The following is a 16,700-nucleotide window of genomic DNA, read 5'->3' as shown; positions in this document are numbered from 1 at the left end:
CTGCATTTCGTAGCAACTTCGATGCAGGCGAGGCCGCCTGCGCTACGATGCATAAGGGGAGAAACAATGACAGACCAACAAGTACAAATCGCCATCGTCATGGGGTCGGACAGCGATTGGCCGGTGATGCAGGCGGCAGCGGCGATCCTGGACGATTTCGGTGTGGCATACGAAGCCTGCGTCGTTTCTGCGCACCGTACGCCGGATTTAATGTTCGAGTTCGCCGAGCAGGCAGCCGGGCGCGGCCTGCGCGCCATCATCGCCGGTGCCGGTGGCGCCGCACACCTGCCGGGCATGATTGCGGCCAAGACCACGGTGCCGGTGCTGGGCGTGCCGGTGCCTTCCAAACATCTGCAAGGACAGGATTCATTGCTCTCTATCGTGCAGATGCCCAGGGGTATTCCCGTCGCCACCTTTGCGATCGGAGAAGCCGGCGCGGCCAATGCCGGCCTGTTTGCAGTGGCGCAGCTGGCGACGACCGATGCCGCGCTCGCAGAAAAGCTCGTTGCATTCCGTCAGGCGCAAACCGAAAAAGTGCTGGGAATGACGCTACGGAGGGATGCATGATTCTGCCTCCCGCAACCTTGGGCATGCTGGGCGGCGGCCAGCTGGGCCGCTTCTTCGTCATCGCCGCGCATGAAATGGGCTATAAAGTCGTGGTGCTGGATCCAGACCGCAACAGCCCTGCCGGCAAGATTGCCGAGGTTCACCTGTGCGCAGCTTATGACGACAAGGCCGCACTGGATGAAATGGCGCGCAGTTGTGCCGCAGTGACGACCGAGTTCGAGAACGTGCCGGCGGCGACGCTGGAATACTTAAGCAAATCTTGCCAGGTGCATCCGTCGGCATCTGCCGTGGCGATTGCCCAGAACCGGATTTCGGAAAAGAATTTCCTGCGCGACCACGGTTTTCCGCATGCGCCATATGCGGTGATCCGCAGTGCGGAGGATGTCCCGGCAGCCAACAGCGGCCTCTATCCCGGCATACTCAAGGTCAGCCGCTTCGGCTACGACGGCAAGGGGCAGGCGCGCGTCGCCTCCCCGGAGGAAGCCAGGGAGGCCTTCCTCACTTTCAACGGCGAGGCTTGCGTGCTGGAAATGCGGCTCAAGCTGGATTATGAAGTCTCGGTGGTGCTGGCGCGCGATGCGGCGGGCAATACCAAAGCCTTCCCCACCGCCGAGAACGCCCATCGCAACGGCATTCTGGACGTCAGCATCGTGCCGGCGCGCGGCTCGGCCGAAGTGCGCGAAACGGCCCAGGCTTTTGCGCGGGGCGTCGCCGAAAAGCTGGGCTATGTCGGTGTGCTGGGGGTGGAGTTCTTCGTTTGCAACGACAGTCTGTACGTCAACGAAATGGCGCCGCGTCCGCACAATTCCGGGCATTACACCATCGATGCCTGCGTCACCGGCCAGTTCGAGCAGCAGGTGCGGGCTTTGTGCGGCTTGCCGCTAGGCGACCCGCACCAGCATAGCGCGGCGGTGATGGTCAACCTGCTGGGCGATGTGTGGCCGGAGGGCGGCGAGCCGGCGTGGGCCATCCTGTTCGCGCAAACCGATCTCAAGCTGCACCTGTACGGCAAGCATGAGGCCAGGGCGGGGCGCAAGATGGGGCATTTCACCGTGATCGGCGAGGATGTTCGCGACGTGCTTGCGGCCGCGATGGATATCCGCAAGCGCATCGGCATCGAAGACCATTAAACAACAAGGCCGGCGGGTTCCCCGGCCGGCCTTGTCGATACGGCAAGAACGCTACGACTTAGGCCATTGCCTTGATTGCCGCAGACAGGCGGCTCTTGTGGCGAGCAGCCTTGTTCTTGTGGACGATGTTCTTGTCCGCAATGCGGTCGATCACGCTTTCCGATTCCTTGAAAACGGTTTGTGCAGCGGCCTTGTCGCCAGCCAGAACTGCTTTTGCCACTTTCTTGATTGCGGTGCGCAGTTCGGAACGCAAGCTCGCATTGTGGCCGCGTTGCTTTACTGCCTGACGAGCACGCTTTCTTGCCTGTGCGCTGTTAGCCATTGAAACTCCTGAAGGGTAAGCAATTTTGAAACGCGCAATCATACAGAGTCGCGGCGTCTTTTGCAAGGTCAAGCGCGGCGGCTGCATGGTAATATTAGCGCTTCAAAAATCTCACCAATTACTGCATGAATCTGCTTAAAGCCCTTGCCGCCGTCGGCAGCATGACGCTGATGTCGCGCATCCTCGGCTTTGTGCGCGATACGCTGGTCGCCCGCATTTTCGGCGCCGGCATTTACACCGACGCGTTTTTCATCGCGTTCAAGATTCCCAACCTGCTGCGGCGCTTATTTGCGGAAGGCGCATTCTCGCAGGCATTCGTGCCGGTACTGGCGGAATACAAGAATCAGCGCGGGCATGACGCCACCAAGATTCTGGTCGACCACGTCGCCACGCTGCTATTTCTGGTGCTGGTTGCGGTCACGCTGCTGGGCATCGTGGCGGCACCGGCGGTGGTTTACCTGAGCGCACCGGGCTTTGTGGCCGACTCGGGCAAGTTCACGATGACGGTGGACATGCTGCGGGTGATTTTTCCTTATATCCTGCTCATCTCGCTGGTCTCGCTGGCGGGGGGCATACTCAACACTTACAGCCGGTTTTCGGTCCCGGCATTCACCCCGGTGCTGCTCAATCTGTCTTTCATCATCGGCGCGCTATTTTTCGCCAAGTATTTTAATCCGCCCATCATGGTGCTGGCGTGGGCCGTCGTGGTCGGCGGCGTGCTGCAGTTGGCCTTCCAGTTGCCCTACCTGAAAAAGATCGACCTCATCCCCAAGTTCAGCTTCAATAGCCAGGATCCTGGCGTATGGCGCATTCTGCGGCTGATGGGGCCGGCGGTGTTCGGCGTTTCCATCGCCCAGATCTCGCTGCTGATCAACACCATTTTCGCCTCTTTTCTGGCAACCGGCAGCGTGTCCTGGCTGTACTATGCCGATCGCCTGATGGAGTTTCCCACCGGCATGCTGGGCGTGGCGCTGGGGACGATATTGCTGCCTAGCCTTTCCAAGAGCTATGCCGATAAAGCGGATGGTGAGTATTCGCTACTGATGGACTGGGGGCTGCGCCTGACTTTCCTGTTGGCGTTGCCTTCTGCGGTGGCGCTGGCGGTGCTGGCGGTGCCGCTGGTATGCGCGCTGTTCCATTACGGCGCGTTCACCCAGCATGACGTGTGGATGACGCGCGAGGCGTTGATGGCCTACAGCCTGGGCTTGCTCGGGCTGATCCTGGTCAAGGTGCTGGCGCCCGGCTTCTATGCCAGACAGAACATCAAGACGCCGGTCAAAATCGCCATTTTTACCTTGGTTGCAACCCAGTTGATGAACCTGGCCTTCATCTGGAAATTGCACCATGCCGGACTGGCGCTGGCGATCGGGCTCGGGGCCTGCCTGAACGCGGCCTTGCTGTATTACAACCTGCGGCTCGCCGGTATTTACCGGCCGCGTCCCGGCTGGTTGATATTCATGCTCAAGCTTGGCGCCGCGCTGGTTGCCATGGCGCTGGTATTGTCATGGCTGGCTGGCAATAATGAAGCGTGGCTCAATTTCGGCACGCGTGAAAAATTGCTGCGTTTGATCATGCTGGTCGTGGCCGGGGCGGGCGCCTACTTCGCATCGCTATGGATGCTGGGCTTCCGTATCAAGGATTTTATGAAGCGCACGGTAACGTAATGCAGATTTTCCGACATTTTCCTCAGCATGCCGAGATCCCGACTGCACTGGCGATCGGCAACTTCGATGGCGTGCATATCGGCCACCGGGCCATCATGCGGCGCTTGGCCGAAGTCGCGGGAAGTACAGGCCTGGCTTGCAGCCTGCTGACCTTCGAACCGCATCCGCGCGAATTTTTTACTCCCGATCAAGCGCCTGCCCGCTTGACTTCGATGCGTGAAAAGCTGGAACTGTTTGCCGAGCATGGCGTGAAGCGCAGCTACGTGTGCCAGTTCGACGCACAGTTCGCCGCGATGAGCGCCCAGCTGTTTATCGAGCGCATATTGCGCCAGTCGTTGGATGCGCGGTTGATCCTGGTGGGCGAGGATTTCCGCTTCGGCGCCGGGCGGATGGGATCGGTGCAGCATATGCGCGATGCCGGCTGCATCGTGGAAAGCCTGCCGGAAGTGGAGATGGACGGGGCGCGGGTCTCCAGCACGCGGGTGCGCCAGGCGCTGGAGGGAGGCGACCTGCTGCAGGCGAAAAGGCTGCTGGGGCGCGATTACAGTATCAGCGGCCACATCGTCGATGGCGATAAACTGGGGCGCGTGCTGGGTTACCCCACGGCCAATGTGCAGATGCACCACGACAAACCGCCGTTGACCGGTATCTATGCGGTAAAATTGGGCGGTTTGACAGGAGGGGATTTGCCCGGTGTGGCAAGCTTGGGCGTGCGGCCAACGATGAAGCAGAACGGCAAGCCCACGCTGGAAGTCCACCTGCTCGATTTCGACGGCGACATTTACGGCCGGCACGTGCGCGTGAGTTTCCTGAAGAAGCTGCGCGATGAGGAAAAATTCCCCGATCTTGAAACGCTGAGGCGGCAAATTGCGCTGGATGAACAGGCCGCGCGTGAATACTTTTTGAACGAAGCGAAATGACCGATTACAAGAACACCCTGAATCTCCCCGATACCCCTTTCCCGATGCGCGGCGATTTGGCCAAGCGCGAACCGGCGTGGCTCAAGGCATGGCAGGAGAAAAAGCTCTACCAGAAGATTCGGGAGACGCGCAAAGGCGCGCAGAAATTCATCCTGCACGACGGCCCGCCGTATGCCAACGGCGATATCCATATCGGCCATGCGGTGAACAAAATTCTCAAGGACATCATCATCAAGTCCAAGACCTTGAGCGGTTTCGACGCGCCTTATGTGCCGGGTTGGGATTGCCACGGCCTGCCTATCGAATTGATGGTGGAAAAGCTGCACGGCAAGGACATTCCTGCCGCCAGATTCAGGGAACTCTGCCGCGAGTACGCTCAGGAACAGATCACTCGCCAGAAGGCCGATTTTATCCGCCTGGGCGTGCTGGGCGATTGGGATCATCCCTACCTGACGATGGATTTCGGGACCGAGGCCGACATCATCCGAGCCTTGGGCGAGATTTATCAAAACGGCTATCTCTATCAGGGTTCCAAGCCGGTGCACTGGTGCGTGGATTGCGGGTCGGCGCTGGCCGAAGCGGAAGTGGAGTACGAGGACAAGAACTCGCCGGCGATCGACGTCGGCTTCAAGGTGGCGGACAACGCCGCGCTGGGCAAGGTGTTCGGCGTGGAAATCAGCGGCGCCGTTTTTGCGGTCGTCTGGACCACAACGCCGTGGACGCTGCCTGCCAATCAGGCCGTCTCCGTGCACCCGGAATTCGACTACGACCTGATCCGGACCGGCAAAGGTTTGCTGATTCTGGCGCATGAACTGGCCGCAGCCACGCTGGTCCGCTATGGCGAGAGTGCGACGGTCACGTTGGCTTCATGCAAGGGCGCCGCACTGGAGCACCTGCGGTTGCAGCATCCGTTCTATGCGCGTCAGGTGCCGGTGATCTGCGGCGACCATGTCACCACCGACGCCGGTACCGGGCTGGTGCATACCGCGCCGGCGCACGGCCTGGACGACTATGCGGTGGGCATGCGCTACGACTTGCCGGCGGACAACCCGGTGGACGACAACGGCAAATTTTTCGCCAAGGTGCCGCTGGTCGGCGGCATGAGCGTGTGGGATGCCAACAAGGTCGTGATCGAGACGCTGCAAGCCGGCGGCCATTTGATGGCTTCGGCGCGGCTCAACCACAGCTACCCGCATTGCTGGCGCCACAAGACGCCGGTGATTTTCCGCGCCACGCACCAGTGGTTCATCGGTATGAACCAATCCGGAAAGGGCGGCAAAACCCTGCGCGAATCCGCCAATAAAGCGGTGGAGGATACGCAATTCTTCCCGTCCTGGGGCCGCGCGCGGCTGGAGGCGATGATCAAGAACCGCCCCGATTGGTGCGTGTCGCGCCAGCGCAACTGGGGCGTGCCCATGCCGCTGTTCGTGCACAAGGAGACTGGCGAGCCGCATCCGCGCACGCTGGAACTGCTGGAAAAAGTCGCGTTAGAGGTCGAGCAGCAGGGCATAGAAGCCTGGTTCTCGCTGGATGGCGCGGCCTTCCTGCAAGCCCAGGCACCGGAACAGGCCGAACAGTACAAGAAAGTCACCGACACGCTGGACGTCTGGTTCGATTCCGGCGCCACGCATGCGGCCGTGCTGAAGCGCCGGCCGGAATTGCAGCATCCGGCGGATCTCTACCTGGAAGGCTCGGACCAGCACCGCGGCTGGTTCCAGTCGTCGCTGCTTACCGGCTGCGCCATCGACGGCCGTGCTCCATTTGATGCCCTGCTGACGCACGGCTTCGTGGTGGACGGCTCCGGCCACAAGATGAGCAAATCCAAGGGCAACGTCATCGCGCCGCAGAAGGTCATGGACACTTACGGCGCCGATATCCTGCGGCTGTGGGTGGCGTCGACCGATTATTCCGGCGAATTGACGATTTCAGACGAAATCCTCAAGCGCGTGGTGGAGAGTTACCGCCGCATCCGCAATACCTTGCGCTTCTTGCTGGCCAATCTGGCGGATTTCGACGCCAGGAAAGACCTGTTGCCGGCTGAGCAATGGCTGGAGATCGACCGTTACGCGCTGGAGCTGACCGCCGAGCTGCAGAGCCGCATCAGGAAAAATTACGACAGCTACGAATTCCATCTGGTGGTGCAGGATCTGCATAACTTTTGTTCCGAGGAGTTGGGCGGGTTCTACCTCGATATCCTCAAGGACCGGCTGTATACCGCAGGCGCCGATTCCAGGCCGCGTCGCGCCGCCCAGAGCGTACTGTGGCATATCACGCAGGTGCTGACCCAATTGTTCGCACCGGTGTTGTCGTTTACCGCGGACGAAGTCTGGGAATTGCTGTCGGGCAACCCTGCCGACAGCGTGCTGCTGCATACCTGGTATGAATTGCCGAAGATTGATGGCGGCGCCGAACTAAGCAGCCGCTGGGGGAAATTGCGCCTGCTGCGCGCCGATGTGCTCAAGCTGCTGGAAGAGCTGCGCCAGGCAGGCAAGATCGGGTCTTCGCTGCAGGCCGAGGTCGACATCTATGCCGAAGGCGAGCTGCTGGCGCAGCTGAATATGCTGGGCGACGACCTGCGCTTTGCGTTCATCACCTCGCAAGCCCGTGTACATCAGGGTCGTCACCCCGATGCTGCAACATCGGCGCTCGAAGGCGTCGGTATCATTGCGGCGCCGAGCGCGCACGTCAAATGCGAGCGCTGCTGGCACTATCGTGTCGATGTCGGCGCCGATGCGGCGCACCCGCAGATTTGCGGGCGCTGCGTGAGCAATCTGTTTGGCCGGGGCGAGCCGCGCAGCCATGCGTAACTGGCTGGCCATCAGCGTCGTCGTGATCCTGCTGGACCAGCTGACCAAAGGCTGGGTGCAGTCGGCGTTCGCTTTCGGCGAACACCGCAGCGTGACGGCGTTTCTCGACCTGGTGCTGTTTTATAACGCCGGCGCTGCCTTCAGCTTTCTGGCCAATGCCGGCGGATGGCAGCGTATCTTTTTCAGCGTTTTCGCGCTAATCGCCTCAGGCATCATTGTTCACTTGCTGCGCAAACATCCGGGCAGGAAACTGTTTTGCCTGGCGCTAAGCCTGATCCTGGGGGGGGCACTGGGCAACCTGTGGGATCGGGTCATGCTCGGCCACGTGGTGGATTTTCTCTATTTTCACTATCATGCCTATTATTGGCCGGCCTTCAATGTGGCCGACTCGGCGATTACGCTAGGCGCGGCGCTGCTGTTGTGGGATGGCCTGAAGAAGCCAGATCGATAATTCAAGCAGCATAGGGGGAATGCATGGGACAGCTGGGACGCAGGGGATGTCTAGCAGCTGCCATGCTTTTTTGCTTCGGCGTCCTGCCCGCCTGCGTCACTACCGCGCCCAACCCGGGCAGCAAGCCGGTGCCGGAACAGAGCGACCGCAGCTCCCTGAACCAGCTGGGAAAATCCGACCTCGACCGCATGGCGGACGTGCAGATGCGGGAGAACATGCATAGCCTGCGCCTGTTGATGACCAAGCTCTACAAACGCAATCCGCGCGAACTCAAAAAGAGCACTTCGGGCACTGTCGAGGAGATGGTGGGTTGGGTATTCGAAGGCGGACACGGCTGGAAATTCAAGAACATCAACGAAGCGCAAGGTACCGACGCGATTCAGCTGGCGTTTCTGCCGGATTACCAGGGTGACCGCGTGCTGCCGCTCATCGTCGGCTTAGAGACCATGTTGGTCAAGGCGCATGGCGGAAAATCGGAATTTTATCTGACCGATAGCCTGGATCCGCAGAATATTTACAATGCCGCGCGCAATGTCGAAATCGCCGCGTGGAAGCTTTCCAATGCACGCGATGCCCAAGGCCAGCTGTATCTGCTGACCAACGAACTGCACGATAACGAACGCAATCTCAGTTTTGAGCGCGAGTTCGGCAAGATCATCGGCCGGACGGATTTATATGCAATCACGCTGGCCGAAAAATCGCAGCGCCTCATTTCGCGCGTCGCACTGAGCCTGGCGACAGCCTTGTTTCTGCCGTTCTGACTAAGACGTTAACGCGCCCTGCTTATTCTTCTCAGCGGATTTCAGCGCCACATGTTCGGGCGGGAATATCGCGCTGAATGTGCTGCCCTTACCGAACTCGCTCTGGATTTCCAGCCGCGCCTGGTGCCGGGTAAGGATGTGCTTGACAATGGATAAACCCAGCCCGGTGCCACCGGTTTCCCGCGAACGGCTGCGGTCCACGCGGTAGAAGCGTTCGGTTAAACGCGCGATATGATGTTGTTCGATACCAATGCCGGTGTCCCGCACGCTGAATACTGCCTCCTTGCCCCGCAACTGCCAGCATATGCGGATTTCGCCGCCTTCCGGCGTATAGCGTATCGCATTGTTGACCAGGTTGCCGAATGCGCTGTGCAGTTCGTCCTGGCTGCCGCGCAAATTCAGCGTGGGGTCCGCGTGCTCGATCAAAACATGATGGCGGCCTGCGCTGAGGTTTTGCGCCTCGGTCTGTACCGTATCCAGCAAAGCCGGAACATCGACTATGCTTTCTTGCGGGGGATTCTGGCTGCTTTCCAGTTGCGACAGCATCAACAGATCTTCCACCAGATTGCGCATGCGGCCGGTCTGGTCTTCCATCAGGTCGAAGTAATGGCGCAGATTGTCCGGCACTGCACCCTCGATATCCTTCAATGTCTCCAGAAAACCGCCGACCACCGTCAATGGCGTGCGCAGCTCGTGCGAAACATTGGCGATAAAATCGCGCCGCATGGTTTCGATCTTTTCCAGATGTGTAATGTCACGGCAGATCAGTAGTTTCTGATTTTCGCCGAATGGCACCAGTTGCAGTTCCAGCGAAACATCAGGATTGCGTGCCGATTTGAGCAGCAGCGGCTCGGTGTAATTGCGCGCATTTAAATAAGCGATGAATTCGGTCTGGCGTACCAGATAGCTGATCGGCTTGCCGGCATCCTGGTCCAGACGCAGGCCCAGTTGGCGGCCGGCACTGGGGTTGCACCATTCGATCTGGTCTGTTTCATTCAATACCACGACCCCGTCGGGAAGCGCACCAGCAGCTTGCTGCAAGCGTTCCAGTGCGGATATCAGACGGGTTTCGCTGCGCGAATGGCGCCGCAGCTCCTGATACAGGTTGGCGAAGATGTCATCCCAGATGCCGTTGCCCTCGGGGATGGCATGCAGATCGGGTTTTTTTAGCCAGCCCGCCAGCTTGCGCAGGTTGAACAGGTGCAATGCGAGCAATGCGCACAAAGACAGGCAGAAGACTAGCAGCGCGGTGCCGCTGCCTGCTACCGGCCAGAGGACGAGGCAGAATAGAATTGCCGGCAAAAGCGGCCAGGTTGTGCGCCACCAGAAATCTTGCACGTGGAAAACCGTTGATGTAGGGATCGGTATTATCGGCTAGTGGGCGGAAAATCGGTAGCCTACGCCGCGCACGGTCTGGATCATTTCTTCATGCTTGCTTGCTTCAAGCGCCTTGCGCAAGCGCCGGATATGCACATCCACAGTACGATCCTCCACATACACACGATCCCCCCAGACCTTGTCCAATACGTGCGCGCGCGAATGCACGCGCTCGGGGTTGGACATCAGGAAGTGCAGCAGGCGGAATTCGGTGGGTCCAAGGTCGATCAGAGTGCCGTTTCCAGTGACGCGATGGGTGATCGGATCTACCCGCAGGCCGCCGATTTCTATCGGGTCATCCGTCATCTGCGGTGCGCGCCGCCGCAGTACGGCCTTGACGCGAGCAAGCAGTTCGCGCGGGCTGAACGGCTTGGTGACGTAGTCGTCGGCACCCACTTCCAGTCCGCGTACCTTGTCGGCTTCCTCGCTTTTTGCGGTTAGCATGATAATGGGGATGGTCTTGGTGTAATCGTCGTTCTTGAGCCGGCGGGCGAACTCGATGCCGCTCATGCCGGGCAGCATCCAGTCGAGGATGATGAGGTCGGGCAGCGTTTCGCGCATCAGCAATTGCGCCTGCTCCACGCTCATCGCGCGCAAAGGGTTATGGCCGCCCTGCTGCAGGTTGAGCGTCAGTAATTCCTGAATCGCCGGTTCGTCTTCTACTACCAGAATATTGGCGGGCATGTTGTTTTCCTTACGAAGAATTCCGCGTACTTTATGACGCTAATATGACATATTCATGACGGTGGCGGAATGATTGCTATCTGCCGACTTTTGTAAGACTATTCATCATGTTTTTCATTGCAGGAGCGGCGGGTCGATCGCAGTCTTTAATCAACAAAAAATATTCGGGAGAGAACATGTCGGGATTTTTTTCTAAGGAGAGAATTACTGCCGGTAATGGGTACAACCGCTGGCTGATACCACCGGCGGCATTGGCCGTGCATTTATGTATCGGGCAAGCGTATGCCTTCAGCGTATTCAATGAGCCATTGACGCGTATTCTCGGCATAACGCAATCGCTCCCGGAAGACTGGAAACTGACCTCGCTGGGCTGGATTTACAGCCTGGCCATTGTCTTTCTCGGTTTGTCCGCGGCGTTCGGCGGCAAATGGCTGGAACAAGTCGGTCCCCGCCGCACCATGTTCACCGCTGCCTGCTGCTTCGGCGGCGGCTTCATACTCTCTGCAATCGGAGTGAAACTCCATCAGATATGGCTGCTTTACCTGGGCTATGGCGTGCTGGGCGGCTGTGGCCTTGGTTTGGGGTATGTCTCGCCGGTGTCGACGCTGCTCAAGTGGTTTCCGGACCGGCGCGGCATGGCGACCGGCATGGCTATCATGGGTTTCGGGGGCGGAGCGATGATAGGCGCGCCATTGGGGGTGACCCTGATGAAGCATTTCCACAGCGATGCCACTGTCGGCGTGGCTGAAACATTTCTGGTAATGGGGACTGTTTATTTTATTTCCATGGTCATCGGCTCGCTCGCTATCCGGATCCCGCCCCCTGATTGGAAGCCGGCTGGATGGACCCCCCCGATCGAAGCGAAAAAAATGGTCACCAGGCGCCACGTACATATCGACGAAGCGTTGAAAACCCCGCAGTTTTACCTGCTATGGTTGATCCTGTGCCTTAACGTTACTGCCGGCATCGGCATACTGGGCCAGGCTTCTGTGATGATCCAGGAGATGTTCAAGGGCGGAATTTCGCCCGAGGCCGCCGCAGGTTTTGTCGGCCTGCTCAGCCTGTTCAATATGGGCGGGCGTTTTATCTGGTCTTCCGCTTCGGATTACCTGGGCCGCAAGAATACTTATTTCCTGTTCTTCGCGCTTGGTACTTTCCTTTATTCCATGCTGCCCACCTTTAGCGGAGAGGGCAATATCGTCATGTTCATCGGTGCGGCCGCCGTTATTCTCAGCATGTATGGCGGCGGATTTTCCACCATTCCGGCTTATCTGGCCGATATTTTCGGCACCAAATATGTTGGGGGTATCCATGGCAGGTTGCTGACAGCCTGGTCCACGGCGGGAGTGCTGGGACCGGTATTGGTCAACTATCTGCGCGAATACCAAATCGAGCATGGCGTCGCCAAGGCTGACGCCTATACTTTTACGCTGTATATCATGGCCTGTCTGCTGAGCGTTGGGTTCGTCTGCAATCTGCTGATGAAGGAAGTGCATGAAAAACACTATATGAAACACGACGAAGTCGACGACCCGTTGCAAGGATGAAAGGAGTGAACATGATAAAAAGCGAACAACCTCAATCGGAAAGCCACGCGGTGCTGCTTGTGCTGTTCTGGGCCTATGTCCTGATTCCATTGGGATGGGGGGTGTTCCAGACATTAAAGAAAGCATTGGCGCTGTTTCATTAGCGGGATCGTGCGGCTGCGCAGGTGAGCAAGCAAGGTATTTTGTGCAGCCGCTCCCGCTAGCCCGCTGGAGCATAACGATAGAACATTGAAGCTTTGGGGGTAATACCGGGTGCACCATTCATATGGTATGCTAATCGGTTTTAATAAAACAAACCCAGAGCAGGTTCGGCAATATAAAGATATTGCCATATTAAAATCCCCTATAAAGCGACGTTGCTGTGTTCGGCTTAAAACGGCTGTCAATATGCTGATGAAAACTGATTATGAATGAGAACTCCGACACGTCGTCCGGCTTATCCAGGCGAACCTTTGCCACATTGCGGGCTTTTACACTGATCACAGGGTTCCTGTTCCTGACAGAACTGGCGATCATGTTCTTGCTGGATGTTCTTGGAATCAGTCAGAGATTCTCCAGCGGCTATATTATGAACAATCTGCTGGATGCCACCACCTTGGTCGTGACAAGTGCTCCATTTATCTGGTGGATTTTGCGTCAACATGGGAGAGCGCTGGATGGAAAGGAGAGCGCCGAGCTTTCGCTTTTTCTTCATCAGAAAGCTTTTGAAAACGCATCCGAAGCTTTCATGCTGACAGATAGATTCGCCAATATCGTCAGTATCAATCCTGCTTTCACCGCTGTAACCGGCTATACCCGCGAAGAGGTGATAGGCCGGAATCCGCGTATTTTGCAGTCTGGCCATCATGAACAGAAATTCTACGAGGAAATGTGGGCAACCATTCTCAAGGAAGGCCAATGGCAAGGCGAGATATGGAACCGGCGCAAGAATGGCGAAATTTATCCGGAATGGCTCACCATCAGTAGCATCCGGGATGGCAATAAACGCGTGACGCATTTTATCTCGGTGTTTACCGACATCACGCTGCGTAAGCGGATGGAGGAAAACCTGCATCAAATGACCAATTTTGATGCGTTGACCGGCTTGCCTAATCGCGAAATGCTTTACGATCGCCTCGAAAGCGCTTTTGAACGCGCGCGACAGGGGAACACCAAGCTGGGCCTGATCTTCTTCGATCTCGACCGCTTCAAGCATGTCAATGAAACGTTTGGGCATAAGATTGGCGATGAGTTGTTGAGAGTCGTCGCAGAACGGCTTTTGGCATGCATGCACGCCGGAGATACTGTCTGCCGGTTGGGCGGCGACGAATTCATCATCCTGCTGGAATCGATACAGGAAATAGAGGAGATCGCTGAAATAGCACAAAAAATTCTGGCTGGCATCGCGCAATCATTCAAAATACAAGGGTATGAAATGCATACCACGGCAAGTCTGGGGATTTGCATTTACCCGGACGACGGCGCGGATCGCACTACCTTGATGAAAAACGCCGATACTGCGCTTTACCGGGCGATAGAAAACGGCGGTAACTCGTATCAGTTTTACATGGCGGAAATGAATGCCAGCGCACTGGAGCGCCTGACCCTGGAAAATGCCTTGCGCTATGCGGTCGAGCGCAACGAGCTGCGTCTTTACTACCAGCCGCAGGTGGAAACCAAAACCGGGCGCATCATAGGCGTCGAAGCACTTATTCGCTGGTGTCACCCGGAATTCGGGCTGATTTCTCCCGGCATGTTCATTCCCATGGCTGAACAGAACGGCATGATCATCGAGATCGGCGACTGGGTGTTGAGAACCGCCTGCAAGCAGGCACGCGAGTGGAAAGATGCCGGCCATACCCTGCGGGTGGGTGTGAATATGTCGCCACGGCAGTTTCACCAGGCTGATATCCACAAGAAGATCCTGAACGTATTGCACGAAACCGGTCTCGATCCGCACCAACTGGAAATCGAAATCACCGAAAGCATGGTGATGTCCAATCCCGACGAAGCCATCGCTGTGCTGAAAGGACTTCAGGCACTGGGCGTTCTGGTGGCCATCGACGATTTTGGCACCGGGCATTCTTCATTGGCCTTGCTGAAGAATTTTCCGATCAATACCCTCAAGATCGATCAGTCCTTTGTCAAGGATATCGCCAACAATACCGACGATGCGGCAATTACCGCCGCAATCGTCTCGCTGGCGCACCGGCTCGATATGAAAGCGATTGCCGAAGGCGTGGAGACGATGGACCAACTGGAATTCATGCTTACGCATGATTGCCATGAAATACAGGGCTATCTGTTCAGCCGGCCGTTGCCCAAGGAGGACTTGGAAAAACTCCTGCTTGACGGCGTGCCGCTTGCACCTGGCCTTCATGAGGCGGCGGATCGGGTCGTCGGATAAAAGACATTGTTGAATGTTTGAGCAGAGCCCGATGGTTGCGGATTGATTGACCCACATCAAACGATTAAAAGATCCTGTTGTTGTACAATGGCATCGCAAATACCATCCCGGTGAGCCCTAGATTGAGAGGAAGAAAGGAGATGGTCCTTTCAGACAGAATTAATACTTACGGACAAGACGTGATGCGACGTTATGGCGAACGCGTGCACAAGATTGCGCTTGATGCCGGGTTTACCTGCCCGAACCGCGACGGTACCAAAGGGACTGGCGGCTGCACCTTCTGCAACAACGTCTCGTTCAGCCCGACCGCAGGCTCGCGGCTTGGCGTGGCTGAGCAGATCAGCCGGGCAAAAGAAGCTATATTCCGCCGTACCCGCGCCAATTACTTCATTGCCTATTTTCAGGCTTATACCAATACCTACGCCGATATCGAGCAGCTCAAATCCCTGTATCGGGAGGCGCTGGACCAGCCCGGCATGGTGGGGATATCCATAGGCACTCGCCCGGATTGCGTTTCAGAAAGCGTGCTCGATCTGCTGGACAGCTTTCGGCAGCGCGGCCTGGAGGTCTGGCTGGAACTCGGTTTGCAGTCGGCATTCGACAAAACGCTGGAGCGCGTCAATCGTGGCCATACCCTGGCCGAATACCGGCACACCGCACAGGCCGCCCGCAAGCGCGGCATTCCCCTGTGTACCCATCTGATTGTCGGCCTGCCGGGCGAAGATGAATCGCACTACCATGCCAGCCTGGATACCGTGCTGGATATAGGCGTGGATGGCCTCAAGATCCATCCTTTGCACGTGGTCAAGCATACGATGCTGGCATACCAATGGCGACGCGGCGGCTATCAGCCGCTGACGCAGCAGGACTACATCCGCATCGCCGTCGATCTGGTCGAGCGCACGCCGGCCGACATCCCCTATCACCGTGTTACCGCCACTGCGTCCCAAGTCATATTGCTCGCGCCGGCATGGTGTTCGTCGAAATGGAATGTGCTCAACGGCATCGAACAGGAGTTGCGCAAGCGCGACAGCCGCCAGGGCTGCCGCGCCAATATGCCGTACATCATGGAGGAATTGAATGTCGCTTGAACTGGTCTGTCCGGCGGGCAATCTCCCCGCGCTCAAGGCGGCAGTGGATTATGGCGCCGACTGCGTATATATCGGCCTGCGCGGCAACACCAACGCACGCGCGTTTCCCGGCCTGAATTTCGATCTCGCCGCGGCGCAGCAAGGCGTGCGCTATGCCCACGAGCGCGGTCGCAAGGTATTGCTGGCGTTGAACACCTTTCCTCAGGCCAGCGGCTGGGAGCATTGGCAAGAGGCGGTAGACCAGGCTGCCGAAACCGGCGTGGATGCGGTCATCCTCGCCGATATCGGCCTGATGCGCTATGCCTCTCGCACTTACCCCAAGCTACGCCTGCATCTTTCGGTGCAAGGCTCGGCCACCAATTATGAAGCCATCAATTTTTATCATGAGCACTTCGGCATTCAGCGCGCGGTATTGCCGCGCGTATTATCCTTGCCGCAGGTCGCGCAGGTGGTCAAGAACACGCCGGTAGAAATCGAACTGTTCGGCTTCGGCGGGTTATGCGTCATGGTGGAAGGGCGCTGTGTCCTGTCTTCCTACGCCACCGGTGAGTCTCCCAACACCGCCGGCGTATGCTCGCCGGCCAAGGCGGTGCGCTGGCAGCAGACGCCGAAAGGCCTGGAATCGCGCCTGAACGGCGTATTGCTCGATCGTTACAACGAACACGAGAAAGCCGGTTATCCCACGTTGTGCAAGGGACGTTTCGAGGTGGAGGACGAGACCTATTACGCGCTGGAGGAACCCACCAGTCTCAATACGCTGGAGCTGCTGCCGGAAATGCTGAAGATGGGTATCGCCGCGATCAAGATCGAAGGCCGCCAGCGCAGCCCGGTTTATGTCGAGCAGGTAACCAAGGTGTGGCGCGCGGCGATCGATGCCGCCAAGCGCGACCATGAAAACTACAGCGTCAGCCCGGCGTGGATGGCGCAACTCAACAAGGTGGCCGAAGGCCAGCAGAATACGCTGGGCGCCTATCATCGGCCATGGAAATGAGC

At 57.9% G+C, this 16,700-nt stretch carries 16 protein-coding genes; 12 read left to right on the top strand and 4 right to left on the bottom strand.

The annotated features are described in order from the left end of the window. Nucleotides 1–66 precede the first annotated feature (66 nt). Together purE and VGK14_RS06915 are read left to right on the top strand one after the other, a co-directional pair. Complete coding sequence (gene purE, locus VGK14_RS06920; RefSeq protein ID WP_331508234.1) at nt 67–567, top strand: 5-(carboxyamino)imidazole ribonucleotide mutase; 501 nt, start codon at nt 67–69, stop codon at nt 565–567. Nucleotides 568–590: 23 nt separating this feature from the next. Next, nucleotides 591–1,697 carry a 5-(carboxyamino)imidazole ribonucleotide synthase gene (locus VGK14_RS06915; protein WP_331508239.1) on the top strand — a complete coding sequence of 369 codons (1,107 nt, stop codon included), beginning with the start codon at nt 591–593 and terminating at the stop codon, nt 1,695–1,697. Nucleotides 1,698–1,755: 58 nt separating this feature from the next. Here the strand turns inward: VGK14_RS06915 and rpsT are convergent, their stop codons facing one another. After that, the gene (gene rpsT, locus VGK14_RS06910) at nt 1,756–2,019 is read right to left on the bottom strand and encodes a 30S ribosomal protein S20 (RefSeq protein WP_331508238.1); all 264 of its coding nucleotides are present in this window, start codon (nt 2,017–2,019) and stop codon (nt 1,756–1,758) included. 125 nt (nt 2,020–2,144) lie between these two features. Here rpsT and murJ point away from each other — a divergent pair, with 125 nt between their 5' ends. The 5 genes from murJ to VGK14_RS06885 all read left to right on the top strand — a co-directional run bounded on the left by murJ (nt 2,145) and on the right by VGK14_RS06885 (nt 8,622). Next, nucleotides 2,145–3,683 carry a murein biosynthesis integral membrane protein MurJ gene (gene murJ / locus VGK14_RS06905; protein ID WP_331508233.1) on the top strand — a complete coding sequence of 513 codons (1,539 nt, stop codon included), beginning with the start codon at nt 2,145–2,147 and terminating at the stop codon, nt 3,681–3,683. Then, nucleotides 3,683–4,603 carry a bifunctional riboflavin kinase/FAD synthetase gene (locus VGK14_RS06900; RefSeq protein WP_331508232.1) on the top strand — a complete coding sequence of 307 codons (921 nt, stop codon included), beginning with the start codon at nt 3,683–3,685 and terminating at the stop codon, nt 4,601–4,603. Before murJ ends, VGK14_RS06900 begins: the two co-directional genes overlap by 1 nt. Beyond that, on the top strand, nt 4,600–7,410 hold the full coding sequence (gene ileS, locus VGK14_RS06895; RefSeq protein ID WP_331508230.1) for an isoleucine--tRNA ligase: 2,811 nt from the start codon (nt 4,600–4,602) through the stop codon (nt 7,408–7,410). Before VGK14_RS06900 ends, ileS begins: the two co-directional genes overlap by 4 nt. Continuing rightward, nucleotides 7,403–7,861, top strand: coding sequence for a signal peptidase II (gene lspA, locus VGK14_RS06890; RefSeq protein ID WP_331508229.1), 459 nt, complete (start codon nt 7,403–7,405; stop codon nt 7,859–7,861). The genes ileS and lspA overlap by 8 nt, the downstream gene beginning before the upstream one ends. 62 nt (nt 7,862–7,923) lie before the next feature. Then, nucleotides 7,924–8,622, top strand: coding sequence for a hypothetical protein (locus VGK14_RS06885; protein ID WP_331508227.1), 699 nt, complete (start codon nt 7,924–7,926; stop codon nt 8,620–8,622). On the opposite strand, the gene phoR is transcribed toward VGK14_RS06885, so the two are convergent. The 3 genes from phoR to VGK14_RS06870 form a co-directional block, all read right to left on the bottom strand. Further along, nucleotides 8,623–9,960 carry a phosphate regulon sensor histidine kinase PhoR gene (gene phoR / locus VGK14_RS06880; protein WP_331508225.1) on the bottom strand — a complete coding sequence of 446 codons (1,338 nt, stop codon included), beginning with the start codon at nt 9,958–9,960 and terminating at the stop codon, nt 8,623–8,625. A gap of 36 nt (nt 9,961–9,996) precedes the next feature. Beyond that, nucleotides 9,997–10,683 (bottom strand): phosphate regulon transcriptional regulator PhoB, encoded by a 687-nt coding sequence (gene phoB, locus VGK14_RS06875; protein WP_331508223.1) that lies wholly within the window; start codon nt 10,681–10,683, stop codon nt 9,997–9,999. Between the two features lie 76 nt (nt 10,684–10,759). Continuing rightward, nucleotides 10,760–10,984 carry a hypothetical protein gene (locus tag VGK14_RS06870; RefSeq protein ID WP_331508222.1) on the bottom strand — a complete coding sequence of 75 codons (225 nt, stop codon included), beginning with the start codon at nt 10,982–10,984 and terminating at the stop codon, nt 10,760–10,762. On the opposite strand from VGK14_RS06870, the gene VGK14_RS06865 reads away from it, so the two are divergent. From VGK14_RS06865 to ubiU, 5 genes are all read left to right on the top strand, one after another. After that, nucleotides 10,887–12,230: an L-lactate MFS transporter gene (locus VGK14_RS06865; RefSeq protein WP_422656615.1), complete on the top strand. Its 1,344-nt coding sequence runs from the start codon at nt 10,887–10,889 to the stop codon at nt 12,228–12,230. The two genes, VGK14_RS06870 and VGK14_RS06865, sit on opposite strands and share 98 nt — an antisense overlap. A gap of 11 nt (nt 12,231–12,241) precedes the next feature. Continuing rightward, nucleotides 12,242–12,373 (top strand): MFS transporter small subunit, encoded by a 132-nt coding sequence (locus VGK14_RS06860; RefSeq protein ID WP_331508220.1) that lies wholly within the window; start codon nt 12,242–12,244, stop codon nt 12,371–12,373. A gap of 263 nt (nt 12,374–12,636) precedes the next feature. Then, nucleotides 12,637–14,616, top strand: a complete 1,980-nt coding sequence (locus VGK14_RS06855; RefSeq protein WP_331508219.1) for a putative bifunctional diguanylate cyclase/phosphodiesterase — start codon at nt 12,637–12,639, stop codon at nt 14,614–14,616. Nucleotides 14,617–14,756: 140 nt separating this feature from the next. After that, nucleotides 14,757–15,707 carry a TIGR01212 family radical SAM protein gene (locus VGK14_RS06850; protein ID WP_331508218.1) on the top strand — a complete coding sequence of 317 codons (951 nt, stop codon included), beginning with the start codon at nt 14,757–14,759 and terminating at the stop codon, nt 15,705–15,707. After that, a complete protein-coding gene (ubiU, locus tag VGK14_RS06845) occupies nt 15,697–16,698 on the top strand; it encodes a ubiquinone anaerobic biosynthesis protein UbiU (RefSeq protein WP_331508217.1) in 1,002 nt (333 codons plus the stop codon). Before VGK14_RS06850 ends, ubiU begins: the two co-directional genes overlap by 11 nt. Nucleotides 16,699–16,700: the final 2 nt, after the last annotated feature.

The organism is Novimethylophilus sp. (assembly GCF_036504375.1).
GTDB lineage: Bacteria > Pseudomonadota > Gammaproteobacteria > Burkholderiales > Methylophilaceae > Novimethylophilus.
Note: the sequence above shows the minus strand (reverse complement) of the source record. Positions and strands in the feature narration are given on the sequence as shown.

Bases quoted from the DNA above. Each gene is read 5' to 3' on its own strand.
- purE (WP_331508234.1), top strand. From the start codon at position 67: ATGACAGACCAACAAGTACAAATCGCCATCGTCATGGGGTCGGACAGC.
- VGK14_RS06915 (WP_331508239.1), top strand. From the start codon at position 591: ATGCTGGGCGGCGGCCAGCTGGGCCGCTTCTTCGTCATCGCCGCGCAT.
- rpsT (WP_331508238.1), bottom strand. From the start codon at position 2,019: ATGGCTAACAGCGCACAGGCAAGAAAGCGTGCTCGTCAGGCAGTAAAG.
- murJ (WP_331508233.1), top strand. From the start codon at position 2,145: ATGAATCTGCTTAAAGCCCTTGCCGCCGTCGGCAGCATGACGCTGATG.
- VGK14_RS06900 (WP_331508232.1), top strand. From the start codon at position 3,683: ATGCAGATTTTCCGACATTTTCCTCAGCATGCCGAGATCCCGACTGCA.
- ileS (WP_331508230.1), top strand. From the start codon at position 4,600: ATGACCGATTACAAGAACACCCTGAATCTCCCCGATACCCCTTTCCCG.
- lspA (WP_331508229.1), top strand. From the start codon at position 7,403: ATGCGTAACTGGCTGGCCATCAGCGTCGTCGTGATCCTGCTGGACCAG.
- VGK14_RS06885 (WP_331508227.1), top strand. From the start codon at position 7,924: ATGCTTTTTTGCTTCGGCGTCCTGCCCGCCTGCGTCACTACCGCGCCC.
- phoB (WP_331508223.1), bottom strand. From the start codon at position 10,683: ATGCCCGCCAATATTCTGGTAGTAGAAGACGAACCGGCGATTCAGGAA.
- VGK14_RS06860 (WP_331508220.1), top strand. From the start codon at position 12,242: ATGATAAAAAGCGAACAACCTCAATCGGAAAGCCACGCGGTGCTGCTT.
- VGK14_RS06855 (WP_331508219.1), top strand. From the start codon at position 12,637: ATGAATGAGAACTCCGACACGTCGTCCGGCTTATCCAGGCGAACCTTT.
- VGK14_RS06850 (WP_331508218.1), top strand. From the start codon at position 14,757: ATGGTCCTTTCAGACAGAATTAATACTTACGGACAAGACGTGATGCGA.
- ubiU (WP_331508217.1), top strand. From the start codon at position 15,697: ATGTCGCTTGAACTGGTCTGTCCGGCGGGCAATCTCCCCGCGCTCAAG.